This is a genomic window from Arthrobacter sp. Soil764 (assembly GCF_001428075.1).
Lineage (GTDB): Bacteria > Actinomycetota > Actinomycetes > Actinomycetales > Micrococcaceae > Arthrobacter.
The window spans coordinates 45,844-68,138 of sequence record NZ_LMSI01000009.1; the positions used below are offsets into that span (position 1 = coordinate 45,844).

General features: G+C 60.0%; 20 protein-coding genes. 9 read left to right on the forward strand and 11 right to left on the reverse strand.

Annotation, left to right across the window (positions count from 1 at the left end; translation table 11 throughout):
• The first annotated feature begins 93 nt into the window (after positions 1–93).
• From ASG86_RS07170 to ASG86_RS20640, 4 genes are all read left to right on the forward strand, one after another.
• A complete protein-coding gene (locus ASG86_RS07170) occupies positions 94–1,938 on the forward strand; it encodes a MarR family transcriptional regulator (RefSeq protein ID WP_056332004.1) in 1,845 nt (614 codons plus the stop codon).
• Positions 1,939–2,803: 865 nt separating this feature from the next.
• Positions 2,804–3,574 (forward strand): ParA family protein, encoded by a 771-nt coding sequence (locus ASG86_RS07175; protein ID WP_056332006.1) that lies wholly within the window; start codon positions 2,804–2,806, stop codon positions 3,572–3,574.
• A gap of 197 nt (positions 3,575–3,771) precedes the next feature.
• Positions 3,772–3,897, forward strand: coding sequence for a hypothetical protein (locus tag ASG86_RS21105; RefSeq protein ID WP_009358100.1), 126 nt, complete (start codon positions 3,772–3,774; stop codon positions 3,895–3,897).
• Between the two features lie 627 nt (positions 3,898–4,524).
• Positions 4,525–5,544 carry a DUF559 domain-containing protein gene (locus tag ASG86_RS20640; RefSeq protein ID WP_056332010.1) on the forward strand — a complete coding sequence of 340 codons (1,020 nt, stop codon included), beginning with the start codon at positions 4,525–4,527 and terminating at the stop codon, positions 5,542–5,544.
• A 102-nt stretch (positions 5,545–5,646) separates the two neighbouring features.
• On the opposite strand, the gene ASG86_RS07190 is transcribed toward ASG86_RS20640, so the two are convergent.
• From ASG86_RS07190 to ASG86_RS07220, 8 genes are all read right to left on the reverse strand, one after another.
• Entirely contained in the window at positions 5,647–6,459 is an 813-nt protein-coding gene (locus ASG86_RS07190) for a hypothetical protein (RefSeq protein WP_056332012.1), read from the reverse strand.
• 234 nt (positions 6,460–6,693) lie between these two features.
• Positions 6,694–7,887 (reverse strand): GIY-YIG nuclease family protein, encoded by a 1,194-nt coding sequence (locus ASG86_RS07195; protein WP_056332014.1) that lies wholly within the window; start codon positions 7,885–7,887, stop codon positions 6,694–6,696.
• Complete coding sequence (locus ASG86_RS07200) at positions 7,884–9,869, reverse strand: DEAD/DEAH box helicase (protein ID WP_056332016.1); 1,986 nt, start codon at positions 9,867–9,869, stop codon at positions 7,884–7,886. Before ASG86_RS07200 ends, ASG86_RS07195 begins: the two co-directional genes overlap by 4 nt.
• A complete protein-coding gene (locus ASG86_RS07205) occupies positions 9,866–12,583 on the reverse strand; it encodes a DNA methyltransferase (protein ID WP_056332018.1) in 2,718 nt (905 codons plus the stop codon). The genes ASG86_RS07200 and ASG86_RS07205 overlap by 4 nt, the downstream gene beginning before the upstream one ends.
• A gap of 200 nt (positions 12,584–12,783) precedes the next feature.
• The gene (locus tag ASG86_RS20735; protein WP_200946188.1) at positions 12,784–12,927 is read right to left on the reverse strand and encodes a hypothetical protein; all 144 of its coding nucleotides are present in this window, start codon (positions 12,925–12,927) and stop codon (positions 12,784–12,786) included.
• Positions 12,928–12,936: 9 nt separating this feature from the next.
• Positions 12,937–13,335: a hypothetical protein gene (locus ASG86_RS07210; protein ID WP_056332019.1), complete on the reverse strand. Its 399-nt coding sequence runs from the start codon at positions 13,333–13,335 to the stop codon at positions 12,937–12,939.
• Positions 13,325–13,594 carry a hypothetical protein gene (locus ASG86_RS07215; protein WP_056332021.1) on the reverse strand — a complete coding sequence of 90 codons (270 nt, stop codon included), beginning with the start codon at positions 13,592–13,594 and terminating at the stop codon, positions 13,325–13,327. The genes ASG86_RS07210 and ASG86_RS07215 overlap by 11 nt, the downstream gene beginning before the upstream one ends.
• A gap of 28 nt (positions 13,595–13,622) precedes the next feature.
• Positions 13,623–13,955, reverse strand: a complete 333-nt coding sequence (locus ASG86_RS07220) for a hypothetical protein (RefSeq protein WP_056332063.1) — start codon at positions 13,953–13,955, stop codon at positions 13,623–13,625.
• A gap of 928 nt (positions 13,956–14,883) precedes the next feature.
• On the opposite strand from ASG86_RS07220, the gene ASG86_RS07230 reads away from it, so the two are divergent.
• Positions 14,884–15,534: a hypothetical protein gene (locus ASG86_RS07230; protein ID WP_056332025.1), complete on the forward strand. Its 651-nt coding sequence runs from the start codon at positions 14,884–14,886 to the stop codon at positions 15,532–15,534.
• Positions 15,535–15,595: 61 nt separating this feature from the next.
• Here the strand turns inward: ASG86_RS07230 and ASG86_RS07235 are convergent, their stop codons facing one another.
• The 3 genes from ASG86_RS07235 to ASG86_RS07245 form a co-directional block, all read right to left on the reverse strand.
• On the reverse strand, positions 15,596–16,888 hold the full coding sequence (locus ASG86_RS07235; RefSeq protein WP_200946190.1) for an IS30 family transposase: 1,293 nt from the start codon (positions 16,886–16,888) through the stop codon (positions 15,596–15,598).
• Between the two features lie 164 nt (positions 16,889–17,052).
• Entirely contained in the window at positions 17,053–18,069 is a 1,017-nt protein-coding gene (locus tag ASG86_RS07240; protein ID WP_056332029.1) for an ATP-dependent DNA ligase, read from the reverse strand.
• A gap of 46 nt (positions 18,070–18,115) precedes the next feature.
• Entirely contained in the window at positions 18,116–18,421 is a 306-nt protein-coding gene (locus ASG86_RS07245) for a hypothetical protein (protein ID WP_082566705.1), read from the reverse strand.
• Positions 18,422–18,952: 531 nt separating this feature from the next.
• On the opposite strand from ASG86_RS07245, the gene ASG86_RS07250 reads away from it, so the two are divergent.
• The 4 genes from ASG86_RS07250 to ASG86_RS20740 all read left to right on the forward strand — a co-directional run bounded on the left by ASG86_RS07250 (position 18,953) and on the right by ASG86_RS20740 (position 22,019).
• Positions 18,953–19,384, forward strand: coding sequence for a hypothetical protein (locus ASG86_RS07250; protein WP_056332031.1), 432 nt, complete (start codon positions 18,953–18,955; stop codon positions 19,382–19,384).
• 76 nt (positions 19,385–19,460) lie between these two features.
• On the forward strand, positions 19,461–19,811 hold the full coding sequence (locus ASG86_RS07255) for a hypothetical protein (RefSeq protein ID WP_056332033.1): 351 nt from the start codon (positions 19,461–19,463) through the stop codon (positions 19,809–19,811).
• Positions 19,812–20,653: 842 nt separating this feature from the next.
• Positions 20,654–21,667: a DUF4192 domain-containing protein gene (locus tag ASG86_RS07260; RefSeq protein WP_056332035.1), complete on the forward strand. Its 1,014-nt coding sequence runs from the start codon at positions 20,654–20,656 to the stop codon at positions 21,665–21,667.
• A gap of 199 nt (positions 21,668–21,866) precedes the next feature.
• Positions 21,867–22,019, forward strand: a complete 153-nt coding sequence (locus ASG86_RS20740; protein WP_200946192.1) for a hypothetical protein — start codon at positions 21,867–21,869, stop codon at positions 22,017–22,019.
• The last annotated feature ends 276 nt before the right edge of the window (positions 22,020–22,295 follow it).

Here is a 22,295-nt window from a genome sequence, read left to right on the forward strand (position 1 = left end):
AGATCCAGTTCTTGGCGGGACATGATCTGAACTTTTACAACACCCACGCTGTGGGTGCCATTTGTGTTACCTCGAAAGGAACTACTGCACACCATGGTACCGGAACCGGTATCGGCGTCAACGCATGCCCTTATGGGTGTCGCGCCGTACGTGAAGCCAAAAGATGCATGGAGCCTTGCTCCGATGATTGCTGGCGCCCCTTCTTACCGACTTGGTCGTTGGATTGGCTCGCGGTTTCAGTACCCCCGGCCGAGCAACGCACCGAAAATCACTCGGGTTCTGCCGGAACGTCCTGCGGCGGTAATGGTGCATGGCCCGGATGGCAGTGTTGCCACGCTGTGCCTGGACTTTGACACGTCCAAGGCCCTCAAGGGTGTGGTTGACGCGGACGCTGCCCGGGTGGGGCGGTTGTTGTCGGCGTGCGGGATGGTTTTTGTTGAGGACTTTTCCCCTAGTGGCGGCCGCCACCTGTACATCCCACTGCGGGACCGTATCGGCGCAGCTGAAGCCAGGGAACTGGTCGAAGCACTCGCACTGACGGCCAGGAGTCTGGACCCGAGTCCGCACCAAAACATCACGGATGGATGTATCCGCGTCCCTGGATCGGTGCACAAGGCTGGCGGGCACCAAACCCTAATCACTCCACTCTCCCAGGCCTACGACATCCTGCGGCGACGCAACCCAGCCTCTGCGCTGATGGAGCTTCGGTCCGCGCTGGCTCCGGAGCTAACCCGGAAGCGCGCACTCAAAGCCCGTGCAGCCAAGACTGTTGCCGGACAGCGAACCGGGATTCTGCCGGCACTACCGCTAAACGCTGGTAGTGAAGCGCCGCTGCGTAAGGTCGCCCGAACCGGTCTGTACGACACGGCCAGGTACAAGGGCCCATCCGAGGCTCGCATGGCTGTACTGAACCACTTCAGCGCCTGCGGCTGGTCCCTGCAAGACGTCGAGAACGAACTCACCGGCCAGTTCCCGGGGCTGGCCGCCCTATACGGAACCCCCCAACGCCAGGCGCGACTCCTGCCCTACGAGTGGACCAAAGCCCAGTCCCTCACTTCCAACCAAACCCTTCAGAAACGACTCCCCCGTAAACACAGGAAAAAGAGTGCCCCTATTAACAACACAAGCCAAACTTTAACCACCGGGGGGGCAGGGAACCTTAGCAGCGCCGGTGTGCAGCAGCTCGTAAACGATCTGGAAAATGTCCTCTACGCAGTCCTCGATCACAGACTGCAAGCCAGAGGCCGGCAAGGCCTCAGCCTCCGTCTGCTCATTCGTGGACTACTGGGCTACATGAGAGCCAAGGAAACTGATGTTCTTGATGTTGGATGTCGAACTCTTGCTGTGGCGATGGGAAAACACCACGTCACCATTGCGCGGCTTCTGCCCGTCCTGGTTGCTGCCTCCGATGGAATCCTGACTAAAGTCATGAACGCACGTCACAAAGCCGCCGACGTATACCTCATCCAGCTCCCCGAGCAATATCAACAACTAGCCCGCGAACTAGCTTGGCGAAAAGGAAAAATTCATGCCATTCGGCCTGTTTTTCGGGCACTCGGGGACGCTACAGCGCTGGTGTACGAAGCCATCGAACGCGGCCGCCACTCCCCCACAACTGCGGATCTCGTGCGGGCCACCGGTGTCAGCCGGAATGCATGCTCGGCCGCGTTGGCCGAGATGGAAGCCTTGGGTATGGTCCAACGTCAGGGACACGCGTGGAAGACCACCACAGTCAACTTACGCATGCTCGCGGCACGACTCGGCGTCATGGATGACTACCTTGATCAAATCAGCCGTAACCGGAATGAACGCGCTGCCTGGCACGCTTACCTAGACCGGTTTCGTACCCCCAAGGTCGAAGAGACTGACCTGTTTGATCTAGAACGGGACGAGTACTGGATACCACCCGACGATGCGGCAATTTGGCATGCAGCTTGAGGCCGGAATGACAGGAAAGACTTAGGACTGCATTACGGTGAAGCCTGCAAGCAAGTCGAGGAGGATCTTCACGATCTCGAGCGTGAATCTCATTGGCTGGCACCCCAGGTCTCTGCCTTATGGAAGCGGCTTAAGACTCTTAGTTCTCGCCGCCTGTTGTGAACCCCGCGGTCGGACAAGGAGCATGCGGAGAGAATCAATCTTGACGTATTTATTATTGTGGCGTTCTACTGTTGCTGGTGGGGCGGCTCTTCTGCGGAACTCTGTGCACCTTCAGACTTTGGGCCGTAAGTGTCTTCGGTTAGAAGGGCTGGCAACTCCCGAGTGTCCCCGGCTCAAACGAGTTGGCCCCAATGTTGGCGCTATGAAGACGTCATCGTCACGCAATAGCCCTTGAGTCTTGCGCCCCGGAGTACGGGCGTGTGCCCTCAGCCCTCTTGGGATTAGCGACATATGTAATAAATCCAGACGTATTTATCGCGTTCTCATGCGGTGGCCGCCAAAGGCGCGACCATGCAGTGCCGGTGGAAGTCCTTGAGGGCACTCTCCGGGCTCTTCTCTGGCGAGCAGCTGATGCCGATGTGACGCCAGGGATAGTTCTCGGTCGCCTCCCGGAGCCAGGCGTTGGATCTTGGGAACCGCCCCTCTTCCTCTATAGCTTCGCCTATATGTAGCGACGCGCCGAGATAAATACGTCATGACGTAAAGATAGACGGATAGATTGATAGCCAGATGTCCAGTTTGAGGATGGGGCGGACGTGTAACGCCTCGGGCTAATAAATACGTCATGACATAAAGATAGATTGATTGACGGATTGATAGACGGGCAGACAGCCAGATTTATTAATTGCAATTGAGGTGACATGTGAAAGTAACTGCGATAGGGAACCGAAAGGGCGGAGTCGGTAAGACCTCTGTGACATTGGGTCTTGCCACCGGTCTGAAGTTAATTGGCAAAAAAGTGCTGGTGATCGACCTGGATCCTCAGGCAAACGTCACCGAAGCACTTGAAGGTTCCGGTGAGTTCGACGTTTTCGACGTGTTGTATGGGGGAGATGCTGGCACTTTGGGTCAGGCCATCACCAAGACCTCTTGGCCTGGCATTGATCTCATCCCGAGCTCCGAATCGCTCGCGCGGCTGGAATCGGAAAGCATCATGACACCAGAGTTGCGGTTGAAGACCGCCGCCTGGGGCGCTGAGGAATTGATGGCATACGATCACATTCTTTTGGATCTTCCTCCCGCGTTGGGTCGTCTTACGCTCAATGGCCTTATTTGGGCTGATCGAGTCCTCGCCATAACGGAGCCTGCGGCCTTCTCGGTGAAAGGCGTCACCGAATTCCTGGAGACAGTGAAGAAAGTGCAGTCGTTACCGCACCTGAATCCGGCACTTGAGTTCCTAGGAATCATCATCAACAAGACCAGTTCGCCCCTGACAGGGGAGCATGCCTTCCAAATCGGCGAACTGGAGGCTGCCTATGGGCAAGACGTAAGGAGTCCTCACCTTCCGCTCAGGACCGCCATGCAGGACTCTGTCAGTTCGAGAGCCCCTCTTACAAAGCTCAACAGCAGGGGAGCTGTAATCATGACCGAAAAGTTCATCGAGCACGCTCGCTTTATCGATGGAGTCAACTGATGCCAGTAGAGAGAAAATCAGCGATCCGCAAGGCACCCGCTGCGGACGTAGTCGATGTTCTGACCTCCCGAAGCGACAGTAGGCAAGAGCTGTCTACGGAACCTTCGCGTGCGCAGTCACCTGACCCGCTAGAGGTTGCTCCGCGAGCATCGACAAACAGGCGGCCGGGACCGGGCCGTCCCCGAAGCAAACGTCGGATGGAACCCTTCTCCTCAAAGATCGAAATCGAACTCAGAGACGAGATGGATGACTATGTGGCCGAGCACGGACTTTCCATCATCGACTTCCTGGATGAGGCGGTCAGGGACCGCCTCAAAAAATAATTACGTCTTGACGTAATTATTGACCACTAACTGCCGTGTCCGAGGGTGGCCTGCCGAAATAAACCAAACCAGCTGATGGGCTGCCTCTTATTGTCTGATGCCTCATCTAACATCCTTCAAATAGACCGTATTTGGATGGCTTTTGATGGGGGCATTGTGAAAGCACTTGAGGACTGGCCAGCACTTACACCGGAAGTGCGTACACAATTGGGCCTTTCCCGGCGAACACCAAAGCCAGAGACGACGGTTGCAGCCAGGCATCCGGAAGTTCTGGACATGTGGGACGACGAAAACCTATTCGGCCCCAACGACATTCCGGCCTCATCACCAGTGAAGGTCCGCTGGGTATGCAAGCAGGGGCACAGGTTCGTGGAATCAGCAGTGGTCCAATGCGGTGCTGTCTCAGGCTGGCGACGCAAGGCCGGAGGCTCTCGAGCATGTCTTACCTGCCTGGGGGAGCAAGAACACGGATGGGTGCGCCTCCAGTGCGGACACGAAGTCATCGCCAAACCAGGCGCCGAAAACATGGCCGTGTGCCGGCCATGCAGAACCGCTTCCTTCGCTGCCAGGAAGACAGCGACCGGTCCTAAGTATCCAATCGGTACAGTCATTCAGTCCCGGAACCTTATGACTTCTCAGACGGAGCAGCGGGTGAGAGACAAGCTCATCGCTGCAGGGTTCACTGTCCACAAGGGAAGGAGCGCTATCCAGTGCGGCCATGAGCCACAGCGCAACAATTTTCCCATCCTTACCCCGGACATCCTGATCTCCAAGAGCAAGGTATGTGTGGAAGTGGACCCGGCGCACACCCATGTTGGTAAAGAAAAGGACGACCGAACACGCAACCAGCTGCTCGCCGCCGCCGGATGGCAGGTGGTTCGTCTAAGGATCGGCGGGCTTGGACCCGTCGGAGAGCATGATGTGGTGGCCGAATCTGAAAGCGTTACGAATGAGGCAATGGATGCCTTGGCTTCAGCCGTGTCAGATGCGGTGGTAGGCCGTCCCGGAATTATCCGCAGGATCGCGAAAAAGGCTCCCACAGCGGTTCGACAGAAGTCCCGATTGGGTGCCATTGCTGAACACAAGTACTACGAAAACGCATTCTATGTCTCATGGCAGCTGAACTCTGGACGAGCACAGCGCATGGTAGCCATGGACCACGGGCGATACCTTGCCATTGCAGAAGGCTGGGACCCGCCGCAGTTTATCTGCCACCTCGGGCTGGATGAGCTGCCAAGAAAACAATGGCGCACTGCCTTGCAGGACATCTTGGCACAAATGTCGGATACAGATTTTGTGCCGAGGTCCAGGTTCCCTTGGGGCGACGAGCTCTTCATTGGAGAGCAGGCATCAACAGTCCGAGTACACCCAAAGTTCTATTTGGGTGCTTCAGCATGGGAGCTCACAGCCAACATCGTCGGCGCAAACGTCTTCTCTGAGGCTGCAATATGTGCCGATAGAGATGTCCAGGCGGAGCTTCATCCAGAGGCCGTCCAGCGCGGCTGGCGGATTGCAGCCGTTGGCCAATGCAAGGGAAAGTACGGGGATTACCAAGAAATCCAACTACTCTGGCGATCACCGTTGCAGGCGCCGACGGGGGTTGATGAAAGTGAGGCGCTTGCTGCAAGCAACAACGTCGGCCATTGACCGGTGTTTACGTTTACTTGGGGGCCGGTGCGGACAGAGTTAGGGAAAGATGCCGTTCTCCTAGGACCCGCGCCACACATGAAACGACAGGTGGCGATTGATTCAGCTTATGACTTCGACCTTGTCGACAACTTCGGCGACGTCGGTATCGGCCTCTTCAGCCCGGTGTCCTGGTTTGGTCAGTTCCAGGCTTGCAAGGTGTTTCTGCAGTCGCTTGGACATGGGAAGGAATGTGCCAAGGGTGAGGCCTCCAGATAGTACGGCTCCGACGACGGGAATTGCCTTCGCGATGCCGTTGGCGAAGAGTGTTTTGGTCATACTCACGCCGAGATGCTTGGCGACGTTTTTCACGATCGGGTAGATAACCCCTTGGGTCAGTGCCTGCTGAGGAAGTTTCTTAGCTACATTGGCGGCTATCATGTTCGCGACTTTCGCCACCCCACCTTGGGCGATCTGCACTCCGAACATTACGCCCACGAACAGGATCAGCATGCTCTCGGTTGCTTCATCGACTTCTTCGCCGTCATCGGCGAATAAGTCAGGCCAACTGTAGATGTAGGCCAATTTCTGGGCGATCCGAAGCATATGTCCCATGTACTGCGCGAGGTCGGCCGGGACAGTGCCGATCATTGCCAGGCCGCCGGGTATACCCGCGAGGGTCGAGAGTCCGGTGACCTTGCTGGTCTCATAAGTGATCGAGGTGTTTGCAGCCTCCACAACTATTTTGAGCGGGACACCTGCTGCTGCCGGACCGTCAGCGATTGCCCTCTGGATCTGTTCCTCGGTGCAGTAACGCTTGAGCGCTGTTCGCAGGTAAGCGGCCCTGTCGATCCTCACACCCGGTAGCCTCGCCGCAGCGTCCAGCGCCTGCGTGAAATTCGATCCAGGGCTGGCAATCTCTGAAGTTTCGGTCATGGGTAGATCGTATAGGTGGTCGACTTGCAAGACTCATCTGCCGACCCATTCCGATGCGTGGCGATCGATAGCCTGGCATTCTTCACCACCCGCGCTTCAAGGGGAGTGCTGTGTCTATGGCTATCTATCTTTGTGACCTGAAGCGCGCTCATAATCGATGCCGACGGAACTGCGGCCGTGGCCGGGGCGGATCTTTCCTGTTGGACCGTCGCACACCTTCAGGGGCCTCGCCAATCAGTCACGCGTGACCAGTTGCTGCAGCCCCTTGTCGTAGACGTAGTCGGTGATCTCACCGGACATGATCATTGCGACGGCCCTGTTGATGGTCTCCAGCGGAACCACGAACCACTCCGAGGGGTCGTAGTCGCGTCCTTTCCGGTCAACCTGTGTCAGGTCCAGGCGCGCTTCGGCGAACACACGGTGCAAGAGGTGCTCCAGCCAGGACGCACGCACGTTGTAGAGCCGGTAGTCCGCCAGCACCTTCACCGGTGCCATCAGGTAGGTTGGCGAATTCGCCGCATTTTTGATGCGGGTCTCGACGTTGGTAGTGGAGAAGCCGATCTTGTGGAGGTCCTTCATCCCCGCGACAACAGGATCCTCGCTGAGCGACTGCAGCACGTATATGTGACCGCTCTCCAAGTCGGCGTCGAGGATCTCGCTGGCATCGTGGCCTGTCCGCGCCAGGACCTGGCCCTGCGCCTCGTACAGGCGGGTCATGAGGCTTTGCTTGTACATCGCCGACTCAGTGCCGTTTTCAAAGACGACGCGCAGGCGCTGCTTCTGCCTGGGCTTGCCACCGACAATCAGGTCCACGTCCTCGCCTACCTCAGCCACGAAGCACATGACGCCGTTCAGCACGAAAAAAGCACCCATGCGGATGAGATCCATGCCAGTAAAAGGCATCAGCTTGTACGTGCCCTCGGCCAGCTCGGCATGCTTCGCCTTGAACAGCGGCTCGAACAGGTCGAAGTCTTCGGCCTTCACCCGCTGAGCGACGGAGTCCGGGGACTCGGGGCGCTTGATCACGGGTAGATCCGACACATCGAGGATGCCGCTCTCGTCGCCCAGTAGATCGTCCAGGTCATCGCTCTCGAGAAGCTCGTCCAGCGACTCGGGAGCTGCCTCTACAGCCAGCAGCTCGAACTCCGTGTCGAGGTGCTTGAGTGCCGCGATCTTCTCCTCGTTGGCGAGGATGCCCTCGAGACGGGCCCCGAGCTTCCGCTCGGCGATCTCCCGCGTCGCCGAGCTCGGCAGGCGCTCGTGCGTCCGGCGGAACTCCACGATCTCCAGGAACGCACGCTCGAGCCGGTCGGAGGAGGTGATTTTCTTGGGCTTCTCGGGCGCGTCGAGCAGCCCGTCGAGGTCGTTGTCGATGAGGTCCTGCAGGGAGGACGGTGCCGCTTCGAGGATGTCGTCGTAATCGCTCATTCGCTCTCCACCATCTCATTTGCCCGCTTTTGGGCCTCGAGCTTCTGCTTGGCCCTTTGGAGCCACAGCAACGCATCCGCGTATCGCTTCTCTGTCGGGTCCTCGGCCCTCGAGTCCGGTCGCCGACCGTTGACCTTGATCCAGTTCTTGATCCGGGGAACGAGTGCCAGCGCTTCTTCCTCGGTGAACTCGACACGGGTGGCCGTGATCTGGTCCTGAATAATCCGAAGCACCGAGGGAGTCACCGACTTGGACATGACCTCGAAGGCGCGCTGGAACGGATTCACCGAGTCGATGAGGTTGATGTTGAGGTCGTCGATATTGACGAACTTCTCTGCCATCTTGATGAACCGCTTGTCGCCAACTGTGCGCACTTCGCCGTTCTTGATCACAGAGTCCACGACGACCTGCTGGCGAACCTCCTCCACCTGCGCCTCGGTGAGGTCCGGGTACTTCTCGCGGATGATCTTGGGGATCAGCACCTTGTTGGTCGTCTCGGCGTCCACTGAGCCGGCGGCGGCGCGCGCGAAGGTGTCGTCCTGGAGGATCGTCGCTTTCAGGTCGTTCAGATCAGTCTCCACGATCTGCTTCACGCGATCGCTCGACGGTTCCTTGAAGCCCTTGATCTTCAGCTGCCCCGGCGCGGCGGAATCGTCGTCGTCGAACTTCTTCGTCTTGAAGGTGAAGTTCTGCGCGAGCACCTGCTCCATGAGGAGAGACGCGGTGATGGCCTTGAGCATGTTGTTGACCGAGACCTTCACCTCACCCTGGGTGGCGTCCGGCTCGGCGATGAGGTTCGTGAACTGCGCGTGGGACTTGCCGGGGCTGTCACGGGTGACCCGACCGATGATCTGGATGACCTCGGTCAGCGAGGCCCGGTATCCGACAGTGAGGGCGTGCTCAGCAAAAGGCCAGTCAAAACCTTCCTTGGCCATGCCGAGGGCGATGATGATGTCGACCGCGTCGCGGTTCTTGGAGGCTGTGTGAGCCAGGTAGTGCAGCGTGTCGCCGCGCTTCTTTTGGTCGGTGTCGTCGACGAGGTCCGCGACGCGGACGATGGTTCCGGTGTCCTGTCGGCGCACGCTGATGATGCCCGTGTCGGGGTCAGTCTCCTCGACGTGCCCGATGACATCGATGATGCGACCGATCTCTTCGAGCTTGTCCTTCGTTGACTCTCCCGAGTTGACGTTCGGGATGTGCACGATGGTTTTCTTGTCGAGGTCCAGCACTTCGCCGATCGCGTCCGTGTAGCGGCCCTGGTAGAAGTGGTGACCAATGCCGAGCGAGTGCAAGTGCTCGTATCCGTTGAGCTGGTCGTAGTAGTTGAAGGTGACCGGCGTGAACTTGGCCTCGTCCTCTGGCGAGAGCACCGGTACGGAGTCGCCGCGGAAGTAAGAGCCCGTCATCGCGACGATGTGGACATCGCTGCCGTTCATCACGTCACGCAGGAGTGCGCCGAGGCGGCTCGACTCGACGTCCGCTGAGACGTGATGGAACTCGTCGATCGCGAGCACCGTGCCGTTGAACGACTCCGGTGCCAGCCTTTCGAATGCGAAGCGGAGTGTCGCGTGGGTGCACACGAGTGTCGCATCAGGCCCCTGGAGAAAGTTGATGAACGCGTCAACCTTGCCCGCAGAGGATCCCGCATCACAGAGGTTATGCTCAGGTTTGATTTCCCAGTCCGCGAAGAAGCCGAACTTCGAAAGAGCCGTCGACGCGAACGACGCACCGATCGAACGCTCCGGGACGGTCACGATGACTTTTCTGCGCCCCTGGTTGTAGAGCTTGTCGAGGGCCACGAACATCAGCGCCCTCGATTTACCAGACGCTGGCGGAGCCTTCACCAGGAGGTGCTGCGCGTCGCGCTTCGCGAAGACCCGTTGCTGCATTTCGCGCATGCCCAGGGCATCCGTGTTCACCGAGGCCTTCGTTTGGGAATAGGTGACGTCGACGATATTGATGGGCTTCTTGATCGCGTTCACTTCGCGGTCCTCCGGGTCTTCTTGGATGAGGCGTTCGCTGCCTCGGCTTCTGTCATCTCCTCATACATCGCAAAGAGGGCAGATAGTCTTTGCTCATCGGTCTCATATCCGCGCTTGGAATAGATCGAGTCAACCAGCGCATCGACCTCTGCATGGGCGACGCGTAGATCCTCCGGCATCTTGTTCGGGTCGTAGAGCTCTGCGAGTGTCTGCTCGCAGTGGTACTCGCGCACATCGAGTACCCGCAGTGCAGCAGCGGTGAGCTTCTCCTTCATTGCATTTGACAGAGGCGGGACGGGGAAGTTGTTGTACACGATTGTGTTGGAGTAGCGGTAGTTGATTCGCATTCTTCCAGCGACGGCCCGCACCCATGTCATGTGTGCTTTCGAAGTGATGATCGCGAATACCCAAGGCTCAGCATCGTATGCAGCGAAGGCGGCATTAGAAATCACGGTGTCGGGCCCTAGATATCCAACAGGAATGTAGTCGCGAAGTCCCGAAGACGCAGCAGGGACAATTATTGACTCCGTGGGCTTGTAGCGGACTTCACCAAAGCGGAACGGCATTGATGAGATCTTCTGAGTGGCGGCCTTCGGGCTAGCCCTACGCATCTCGGAGGTTTTCTCGAAACGATGCTGCAGAGGCGCGATACTTAGTGCCGACTCTTCCTCGTCTGGGCTCACCCACACGCAGTATCGGTCCAGACCATTGATGAATTCCAGCGAGCCAAGGAAAGTCTTGAGGAAATGGGCGGCTTGAGGATCCGTACTAAGAAGGGCGTCCCGGTCATGGGGCTCAAGAACCAAGTTGCCGCCGTCGGTCGGCTGTGAGCCCTTTTCCATCGGAGGCAGTGACGACAACGGTTTCGAGCGTGAGTGAACGTAGATATTCTTGGCGTCGGCGAGATAACCGTTGATATTTGACACTGCTATCTGAAGGTCATCCGTGAAGAGATACTTTTGACGCTCCCCCGCCCTTCGCAAGCCGATCACAGCGACCGTGACATCTGCATTTCCCTTGGCATTGTTGTCCCATTGGAACCCGGTGTAAGCGAAACCGATCTCCAGATCCAGGGAGAAGATCATAGGAAACATGAGCGCGACGTGTTCACCTTGTGTCACAGTCTTTGTCGTTACGAACGCGAGCTCAGCTCGGCTACGGGCGATGTACTCAGCGCCTTTGACAAACCAGAGGGCGATGTAGTTGAGGCTTTTCGAGTATGGACGTGTGCCGAATACGAAGCCGAAATCTGCTTTTTGGGCAGGCGACTGCCTTGTCGCCCCGTAGTATGGCGGGTTTCCGATGAGGTAAATCTCCTCGGAGCCGCTGTTGGGACACACCGCGTTCCAATCCACGCGTGTTGCATTGCAGGCCTTAATCTGGCCGGTTTCTTTTAGTGGGATGAGCGGGATGGAGAGATTGAACTTCTCCTTGAACTCGGCGTTCATCTGATGCTTGGCGATCCAGAGGGAGAGAATAGCTACCTCGACAGCAAAGTCGTCGATTTCTAGCCCGAAGAAGTTCTCAATGTTGATCTTCGACTCGGCGTACAGCATCTGGTGCTTTGGGTCGATCTCGAACAGTCGCTCCAGGATCGCGTGCTCCAGACGACGCAGCTCCTTGTAGGCAATGATGAGGAAGTTGCCGGATCCACAGGCAGGGTCGAAAACCTTGATCGCGCTGATTCGTTCGAGCAGTGCCTCAAGCTTCTTGACAGAGTCATAACCTGCATCAAGCTGTTCCTTTAGATCATCCAGGAACAATGGTTCGATGGTCTTGAGGATGTTCGGCACTGATGTGTAGTGCTGGCCCAGGTCACTGCGCTTACCTGGGGTGACAATCGCCTGGAACATGGAGCCGAAAATGTCCGGATTGATGTCACGCCAGATCAATGTGCCCAGCTCGATCAGCAGGTCGCGGGCCTTCTTCGTGAACTGCGGCACAATCTGTTCTGATGTCATTGTGAACAGCCGGCCGTTGACGTACGGAAACTGTGCCAGGTGTACGGGCTTCTTCCCGGCGTCTTCAGTGTCGAGCGCCTCAAAGACCGCCGCGAGGAACTCCGCGACGTCCGACCCATCGGGTTGAGTATGCGAGCCGACTGCATTGATGAAGACACCTTCATCGAAAATGCCGGTGTCTTCGGCAAAGAAGCAAAACAGAAGCCGGGTAAAGAACACATTAAGCGCATGTCGCCCATGCGCCATGTCGAACATGTCGGGGTTCGCCGCCAGCAGCTCGTCGAACAGTTTGCCCATCCGCTCGGCAGCCTTGACGTCCGCGTGTGCCTCTGCGACGTACTGGGCCTTCTCCATGCCGGCCCAGGGAAGGAAGAACGTGAAGTGCTGGTCGATGTCCCGGATTGGGATCATCAGGTTCTCGCCGGTCTTCGTGTCGATGGCCAGCAGTTCCGTGTAATCGGTGACGATCACGAAGCGCGTGTTGTAGCGGACCACCAAGGGTGAAGACTTCAGCTCGTCGATGACCGCGAGAGCATCACCGGTCGTCTCCTTGAAATAGACGACGTTCTTCTGAGCCACTTCAGTGGCGGGGTCAGCGGCGACGTTGAGGGAACCGTTGCGCAGCCTGGTCACATTGCCCTGGGGCTTGCCGTAGGCCAGCAGCAGGCCAAAAAGGAACTCGCGATCATAGGATTCGCGGTTTCCGAGTGGGGCGACGCGCTCCTCGACAGCTTTCAGGTTGAGCTTCACCATGGAAGATCTTCTTCTCTCACAAACGTGGTCCCAGCAAGGTTCACCGATAGCCACGGGTTCACTCAAGCGGCACTCAAATCATTGGCAGGCTAGCAGTGCTGCCTGCCAGACATTATCAGGGACTGTGCGGTGCGACGGGTTTGTCTCTTCCAGGATGAGCCCGAAGCTCCCAGGAGAGCGCCCGCTCCTCCCAGCCCTGATCAAGCGGTACGAATCGCGATTGGTTTGGATCCTTCGGGGATTTGGGCTTCAGCTTGTGCTTTGGCTGTCTCGTACGTTGCGCCTTCGGCTTCAACGTAGCTGAGCTGCCCCTCGCTGGCCTCTACGGTCAGGGTTACTTTCACGCCCATATCCTAGGCAACTGCCCTGGCCACGGTGCTTTCCATCGCTGCCAGCAGCGCCGGACCGTGCTTCTCTTGGCACCGGTTCACTGGCCGCGCCCCGTCCAGGACGTGGCAAGGCGTCACCATCCACAGCGCGAAGTAGTTGTGCGGGATCTTCAGCTCTACTGCGCGATGAAACAGATCTACGACCACCGGGTTCAGGGACATGTCCGGCAGGAACTGGAATCCGGGACAAAAGGTCCCTTCGTCGATGAAGACGCGAACGAGCTGTCGCAGCACCGGTTCCGGATACGGGGAGCCGGCTTCGAGCCGGTCCCGGACCTGGCCCAGTGCCGGCAGCCCGAACTCATCGCGGATAGCGTCCCAGAGCTGAGGCGGGATAGGGGAGCGGTACGGTTCAGTTGGCATCGGTGATGGAGTCCAACAGCCATTGAGTGGAGGCGGGTTCACGGCGCAGCAGGAAGGTCCGCAGCGCTGAGTTGGAGGAGAGCTTGACCTGTACGCGCCAGAACTCGATGTCAACGATGTTCCCGATGCCGACAGGTGCGCTGGTGCGGGTCTGCCACCAGGAGTCCCGCTCGAACCAGTGCAATGGTTCTTCGGTGATCACCCATAGGCGCCCGTCATACCGGACGGCCAGGGGCCGGCCGGTGGGGCTGAAGCGCATATCGACCGGGATCCTCAGGGACGTTGTTTCATTGGCTGTTGCTGTCACGTTTTACGCGTTCTCCTAGGTTCCTGTTGCTTTCTCCGGCGCGGCGAGAGACCGCGGACGCCCAGACCCAGGTGCGGTAGGTCAGGGGTCCGTCCTGCCATCTGACCTCGACGGCCTTCGCCGTCCAGGCAAACACCTCGCCCTCAACGAGCTCGGCACAGTTGGGGAACCGCAGCCAAGCCATGACTGGAATTCCTGGGTAGATGTTGTGGACCGGGAAGTGCTTGAAATCAAGCTCTTCCAGGGTGAGCCCGAATGGCTGCGCACGCCTGGAGTACCGCGCGTGCAGCGCCTTGGCCTGCTCGGGACTCACTACCACGCTTACTAGAATATATGTTCGAACGACACTGGAAAATTTTAGCGGCATCCAATGGGTGCCGCTTCCATCAACTATGGGGTGGGGGTACGACAAAGGCCTTTCTCCACCCGGATACCGGAGCGGGTTATGCCCATTGTGGGCAGGTGGAGACCGGAGGATGAATCTCAAAGCTGGGCAGTTTCCAACGATCGTCGCAACGGGCTCGATTTGAAGGTAACAGTATCCCGGTTTGGCGTTCCAGGCGCCGCGGGCGCTTGGACGACTCACTGGCTCTGCGTGTCGGAGAAAGGTCCTTTACGGAGTACGTCACCGGACGGGTCCTAGGGGAAGAAAGACCACGCGTCGAGAATGGGCCTCGTGTAAACCTCCTGGTCATGCCGTCCGAGACCGATGCTTACGGGACAAATTCTGCTTTTCTCAATCGGGTGCCTCTACGGGACGAGACCGTTGCCTATGCCTGATCTAGGCTTCGGTTATCAAACCTCCGCGAAGTGTTAGGTCAGGAGAGTTAGCATGAGTGTTTTTCCGAACGAAAAGCAGCAGAAGTGGATATCCTTTGCCGCCTTCGGCTTGGCATTCTTTTTCCTTGCTAGTTCGGCCTGGGCCTTCATGGGCGGTGACTTGGTCCTAGGAGTGCTATTCCTCGTTCTGGCCCTTGCGATGGTCGTGGCGGAGATATTTCGATTGCACGGGCGAGCTCGGTCGAACACGAGGGACAGCGAAACTCGTTAGTCGCACAGCTCACCCGACGCCGCACAACGTGCACGAGTCACGAGCCTGGTCCCTTCAATGAGGACGGTCCCGTTGAGGGTTGGCTTAGTGGTGGGATTAGGTCAGGATTTGAGCATGTGAACAGTGGTGTTAGCAGTGGGTTTTCGCTCGTGTCTTTGCTGGCGTTTATTGCATTCTTGGGAGGAAGACGATGAGTGGGATTGACGATCTCATGGCAGAGTCCAACGAGCGGTGGGCAAACGCCCGAAGAAGATCCCAGGGCATCGAGGACAAAGGCCTAGGCAAGGCCGTGAAAGCTTACTACACCCGCTATTTTCCGGCTGGGCTGTTCGCTTTGATCGCGGTCGTGACCGTGGTCGGCATCCTGGCTTTTCCGAGAGCACCAGAGATGTGGCCGACGCTTCTGGCGTCCGGGTTTCTCTTAGGAGTCGTGGTTGCCTTTGTTGGGGGACTGATCTACAACGCGAAGAAAGTGGTGCCTGCAGCCAACTTGGGGAAGATCGATGTGCTGTTTTCCTTGGAGAGTGAGGAACAGAAGCAGGTTCGACGTCAGATTGCCGGGAAAGCCCCCATCGACCCGGATCACATTGGGGTCACCCGTGCCGCCGCGGTGCAGCTACGGAAGGGACTGGCCACGCAACTGCTCCTGCAGCCGCTGATGCAGTGCGTCTTCGCTGTTCAAGCGTTGAACTTTGCCTTGGGCGGGGACAATCTCGTCGCCGTGCTAATGGCAACGGCGGTCGCTGGAATTGTCGTAGCGGATGGGTTTCTCATCCGTGATTTTCGGCGGACAGGCAGATTCCTGACCCGCACAGCGGAACAGGATGCCTCAAAACCCTAGGACCCGTTAGAGGTTCCGCAACGGGAAGATCCGGCTGGTCTTCCGCTGTCCACGGTTGGGGTCAATTCGGGTTATCCACGGCTGGAATTGGGAGCCCGTGGGGTAGCTCCTTGGCCGCCGTAGCGGTTGATAACCCTATTGAATTGTCCCCGGCTGTGGGCAGCCGAGCCGTGTTTTCAATGCCATCGGGAACCGCCTTGGTCTGAAGCGCAGCAACGGATTGGAGGGAAGCAAACCGTGCGGCAGCGCTATCCCAGTCGAGGACCGCTCTCGGCCGTCCGTTGATCTCATCAGCGGCGAAGCGGACTTCAGCTTGTTCTACCGTGCTGAGGTCTGAACCCTTACGAAAGTACTGGCGGAGCAGGCCGTTGGCATTCTCGTTCGAAGCACGTTGCCAGGGGCTGGCAGGATCGCAGAAGTACACGGATGTTCCAATCACGGCGGTGACCTCGGCGTGCTTGGCCATCTCCGAACCCCGGTCCCACGTCAAGGTCCTCCGCAGCGTGGCCGGCATGACCCCGAGCGCCTCAATGAGCTGGTCACGCATGTTATCGGACCTGTTTCCTGGGCGGAGCGCAAAGGCGACGAGGAGCCGGGAAGAGCGTTCTACCAGCGTCACTATCGCTGATTTGTTCCCCTTCCCCATGATGAGGTCACCTTCCCAATGGCCAGCTTCTTCTCTGGTAGCGATGTGGGCTGGGCGGTCACCGATCTTCAGAGCATCAGCAATGTACTGGCGTGGCTTCACCTTGGTCCTGGACCGCGGCCGCCTGCTGAACTTACCCGAACGCAGCAGCCGAGCAGACCCGGCTGGAACGGGACGGATGCTCAAATGGTAAAGCGCACGGTAGACCGTTTCGTGCGCCAAATGCCGATGCTTTTCTCCCGGGAACCGTTCCTTCAAGGCCCGGCAGACCTGCTGAGGGCTCCACCGCTTCGACAGACACTCCACGACGTAATGCCGCAACTCGTCGTCACCGGCAAGCTTGGCCAGCCTTGGCCTCGGTCTTCTCTTCTGTGCCATTTTCTGGGCGCGGAACGGATGGTAGCGACGTGAGTCGGGACGATTCCGAGCCACCTCCCTGCTGATTGTGGACGGCGACCGCCCAAGATCACGAGCGATGGATTGAAGACTCGCCCGAACCAGCAAGCGGTCGGCAATGTAGATGCGTTCGTCCTCTGACAAATAGCGGCTGGACCCACCTGCCGCAGGAACCGCCTGACGAGGCCTCGGGTCCAAGCCTTGCTGCACCAGGCCCTCGACCCCGTTGCGTCCATGCAACCAACGCTGGCCCGTGTTCTGGTGGATACCAAGAATCCTGCACGCTGCCGAGTTGGAGTGCCCTTCTTTCATGAGCTGAACATACAAGGGTCTCTTCTCAACCAAGCCCGCAGGCCCCATTTTCCTCGATCGGCGCGTCGAACTGCGCATGAATCAACACCACTTTCCGTCGGTGTTGCGACGTTTGTGAGAAACCGCCCTGTCCACACTGGGTATAACCCGCCGCAGCGCCGTCGTCAGCGGTGCCTGTTGTTCAGTTCAGGGGGTAGCCTGACCTCTGCAGGGTCCAGCTCCGGTCTGACACGCTTCCACGTGACGGGGTGACGGAAGGACGTGCCGGACCAGGCGACGTCGGCTGATACCTCGACCACGACTGGTTCGATAAGTGTCAGCCGCACGGGGCCTTTGTCCTTGCTGAATCTGTTCAGGGAGGACTCGCTGATCTCTTCGGGCCAGGGATGCCCGGGCCCGGCGGGGTGGAGGTGCCGGGCCAGTTCACGCCCGGCCTTCGCGGTCAGGACGGTGGAGCGGCCGACAATCTTCAGTTCGCCGCCGATGGGCAGGCCGGCGATGATGGCCTGTGGTTGGTCCAGGGACCCGATTACGGCCGCGCAGACCACGTCCCAAAGATCCTTGTGCTTGAGCTTTAACCAGATCCTGGCGGCCTCGTAGGGTTGGGAGCCTTTGAACACGAGTCCCTCGATTCCTGTCGCGGGTAGATCCCGCAGCCAGGTCTTCGCCAGGTCCATGTCCCTGGTGATGGGGGAGAGGTGCAATGGTGGGGCCCAGTCCCGGGCGAGCTCCTCGAGCAGCTGCCGGCGCCCGGTGAACGGCACACCCCGGGTGTCCTGCCCTGCAACGGCCAGAATATCGAAGGCCACGAACGAAGCGGGCAGCTCATTGGCCACGGCGGGAAGCGCGGCTCTTGAGGTGACCATGCGCTGCTGCAGCGCATCGAAATCCAGCCGGTCCCGGTTCCAAATGACGGCTTCACCATCCAGGACCACCCCGGGAGGCAACTGCTCTGCGAGAGCGACAGCTGCGTCCGGCAGGATTCGGGTTAGTTCCTTGCCCTGTCTGGACCACAGCGTCACCTTGCCGCCGTCATTGAAGGCGGTAGTGCGGAAACCGTCCCATTTGGGTTCGGCCCATAGGCCGCCGGGCAGTGCGTTGGGGCCGGGGAAGGTCTTGACGAGTTTCGCCAGGGCAACCGCGACCGGTGGGTGCAGTGCCGGCGGAAGGGACTCGGCCATGGGCCCAGCCTAAGGGAGAAACCAGCACGAACGTCCGTGCTGGCTTTTAATTGGCGGTAGGACCTTCCGTAGCGGCGTCCTCTGCGTCGACGCGGCGCAGCAATGCCGCCACGCTCCGCACAGCTGCCGGATCTTCCTGCCACGGCTTCCCGCCTCGTGAGCAGGCATGAAAACCGGTGGCAGCTGACTCTTTCGCCGCCTCGGCGAGTTCGGCCCACGCGGCTTTCAGATCTGCCACCTGCTCAGGAGTCAACGGCTCCTGTTCCTTCGGCTCGACGGCCGCTGCGAAGGCGGGGCGACCAGCAGTCGCTGCCGCCGTGCGCCGACGGGCGAACCAGCTCCACAGACCCATCGGCTTTCCCTTCGTATCAACACTCCAATGGCCGTTCAGGGCAAAGCAGAGGGCCACAACCGGTGGGAATGGGCCCTCTGCCCTGGGTGTAAACATCCTGCTGCTTACACCTTCGAGCATGCCACACGGGTAAGTGATGGTGCATGCTCGCAGGGCTCGCACCCGTTTGGGCGTCCGCGGGCGCGGCCGGCTATTGGGTCCAGTGCCGGCTCCGCAGGGCTCCGCCGGCCCTGGCCCTGTTCTGTCTACGACGTTTTGGCTGCTGTCCTGACGGATTGTACGTGTCCGCTCCGGCCCGTCTAGCCCCTCCTTCGTCGGGGCCTGCGGCCCGCAGAATCGGCTCCGGCGCTCCTCCGTCGCTGCTTTCCTCCGCAGATTCCGCAGTCCTTGCCCTGCGGGTAGACAGGCCTCCGTCGGCCACAGCTCCGCAAGCTTCGCCAGCAGCCAAAACAACGGGGGAGAGGGGAAGCTGGCCGGTCACCTAAGCCGCCCCACCCACCAACCTTTCGGCAAAAAAGGAGCAACACCAACATGAACGCAGTCACTAAGAGGACCGTAACCACCGTCGACACCGGCGAAACGGTCCACGATGTGCCCGTGCTCGTCGATTACCACATGAACGACGGCTACGACTGGATGGACATCATCAGCGAACACGGCTGGGCCGTGATCCCCAGCTGGGGATGTGACGGCTGGGACCTGGGCCAGTGGCCGTACGTCATGGTCGCCGCGATCCGTACCGCCGACGAGATCGGGAACCTGTTCGGCATGGCCACCTACTGCGAAGGCGACGTACGAACGACCTTCTATCGGACCAAGGCGAGGTTCTGGACCGCGATAAGTGAGCAGGCCTTCTTCCACTGGAAGAACGGACAAGCTCACGGACCCGAAGACCTGCCGGAGGCCGCCGCCGAACTACCCAGCCGGTACCGGATGCCCTACGTCGTGCCGGACGCCGCCTAACCAGCACTGACAACCGCTGTACTGCCCGGCCGGAGCCGGGCAGTACAGCCCTCACGACTTTCAAAGGAGCTAGCATATGAGCAATGACACCACCGCCCCCATGGGCATCACCGCCCTGATCTACCGCGACTCCCTGGGTACGGACTTCTCGAAACGGGGCATCTCCGACCGAGTCATGGAAGTAACCGTCATTGGCGAGGGCATCGACCCGGTTTTCGAGGCCACCGAGGAACGGCCCGCCGTCCGGCTCGTCAAAAACGAGCACTTCCACCGCGAGACCGTGGTCCACGCCGAGCCCGTCGCCCCGACAGGTGAACCTGCACCGTGGTACATGTTCGGCGGAACGTTCATCTTCAGCAGTGACGCCCGGTTCCGCCGTGCAGCCGGACATTACGGGGCCGTTCCGCTGCACGACCGCCGCGAATAGGGCCGGGGGTGGCCGGTCTTTCGGGTCCGGTCACCGCGGGCGGTCCGCCGTCGTGGCCGGCTTGCGCTGGTGGTTGGCGGCGGCGGACCGCCCATCCCGCAGCAGCCAGGTGCCGGGCGGCGGCCGGCGGCGGCAAGCCAAGGGAGGCGGTGTCGGTGGGTTGTCCGTGGCATGGGAGTGAAGGGCAGGCTCGCGGGGCTCGCCCTGGTTTCCGCTGCGCTCCAACCAGTTGAAGGGCGTCCGCTGGCGCGGCCGGCTGCTGGGTCCAGTGCCGGCTCCGCAGGGCTCCGCCGTCCCTGGCCCTGTGTTGTCTGCGACGCGTTTTGGCTGCTGTCCTGACGGATTGTACGTGCCCGTTCCGCGTCCAGGTAGCGTTTGCCCTGGGTCCAGTGCCGGCTCCGCAGGGCTCCGCCGTCCCTGGCCCTGTGTTGTCTGCGACGCGTTTTGGCTGCTGTCCTGACGGATTGTACGTGCCCGTTCCGGCCCCTCTAGCCCCTCCTACGTCGGGGCCTGCGCCCCGCAAAAGTCTTCTCCGGCGCTCCTTCGTCGCTTATTTCCTCCGAAGATTTTCCGGGTCTTGCCCTTACGGGTAGACGGGCCTGCACGGGCACAGCTCCGCAAGCTTCGCCAGCAGCCAAAACAACGGGGGGAGAGGGGAAGCTGGCCGGTCACCTGAGCCGCCCCACCCACCAACCCTTTCGGCAACAAAGGAGCAACACCATGAACGACNCACAGCTCCGCAAGCTTCGCCAGCAGCCAAAACAACGGGGGGAGAGGGGAAGCTGGCCGGTCACCTGAGCCGCCCCACCCACCAACCCTTTCGGCAACAAAGGAGCAACACCATGAACGACTTCATCAAATTCACCGGCCCTGCCGACGTCCTGGCCTTCATTCCGCACACGCTGGGGCAGACCCCCACGGAGTCCTTTGTCGCATTGACCATGCAGGGCAACAAGATCGGCGCGACCCTGCGGGTGGATGCTCCGTTCGGGCAGGATCCCGTCGGTTACGCCCAAACCATCGTCAGCTACCTGACCGCTGACGAGGCCGCCACCGGTAGCCTGCTGGTCATCTACACCGATGAGGGCACGATCGACGGCAGCCGCCCATACGCCGGGCACGTGGAGGCACTGCGCACCGAACTGGAAACCGCCGGAATGCCCCTGCAGGACGCATGGCTGGTGAGCTCGAAGCTGTGGCGGAACTACATGTGCACGGACACCAACTGCTGCCCCGATGAGTCGCTGGACACCATCACCACCAGCAACGGCAACGCCGCCCTGATCTACCGGGGCAGCGCCGTGACCGGCTTCATCGCCCCGGCACCCTTCACCGGAGACGAGACGGCCCGCGAGGCTATCACCGCGCACAAGCCCGATGGCTGGCCCGAAGATCTCGAAGCCAGCCGTGCTGCCTGGGCAAAGGTGCTCGACGATCCGAAGAGCCTGACGACCCAGACCGCGCACCAGCTGGCAGGAGCGTTGCAGCACCCCACCATCCGGGACTACATGATGGGCGACATCGTCCCGCACGCGCCCGAGCAGTTCACCTCCGTCATGCTTGGTGTGTTCCTCACCCGCCCGGACTGGGCGCGCGTGGACACGGCACAGGAAGTCGCGTTCGAGCTGATGAAAGCGACCCCGGAAGGGCAGCGCGCCGCCATGTTGTGCCTGATCGGCTGGCTGGAATGGCTCAAAGGACAATCCAGCTTCGCTGCCCGGTACTTCAAGCTCGCGCTGGAGGACACCGGCGGATACCGGTTGGCGGAACTGCTGGGCGAACTGGTGAACCGCGGCCTGCTGGCAGACTGCAGCCGCGATCCGAAAAAAGCCTATGACCGCCGCCTGAAGCGCTAGCTTCGACAGGGCCGGACTCCACTACAAAAGGGGTCCGGCCCTCCTCACGGGATCTTCGCCAGGTGCGCGGCGGCCTCCCCCGCTTCGCTCCGCCGGCCGCGTAAACGCTCCGCGGGCGCCGCGACTTCCAGCCCACGCGCAGGAACTGCCGATACTGTGAAAGGACACCGCCGTCCCGTACAGCCAAGGAGTCCCGAGCGTGGCAGATCAATTCCGCATGACCGAAGACGATACCCTTGCCCCGGACGCGAGCCCCCTTGAAGACATCCTGGAACTGAGCCTGCTCACCGCAGGCCCAGCCACCGGACCAGTAGACCGGCCCCGGAAAGACCACCGACACTACGAGCTGTAACCGAAAGCAGCACTGACGCTGCACCCCAGATTCCTTATTGCCGAGGGAAATACAGGAAGGCCGACACGGACAGTGCCGGCCTTCCTTCATGCGCGCAGGCATGTAGCTGTGGACCGGGGGAGTGGTGTTCGCCAGGGCTCACACCGATAAGGGCGTCCGCTGGCGCGGCCGGCTGTTGGGTCCAGTGCCGGCTCCGCAGGGCTCCGCCGTCCCTGGCCCTGTGTTGTCTGCGACGCGTTTTGGCTGCTGTCCTGACGGATTGTACGTGCCCGTTCC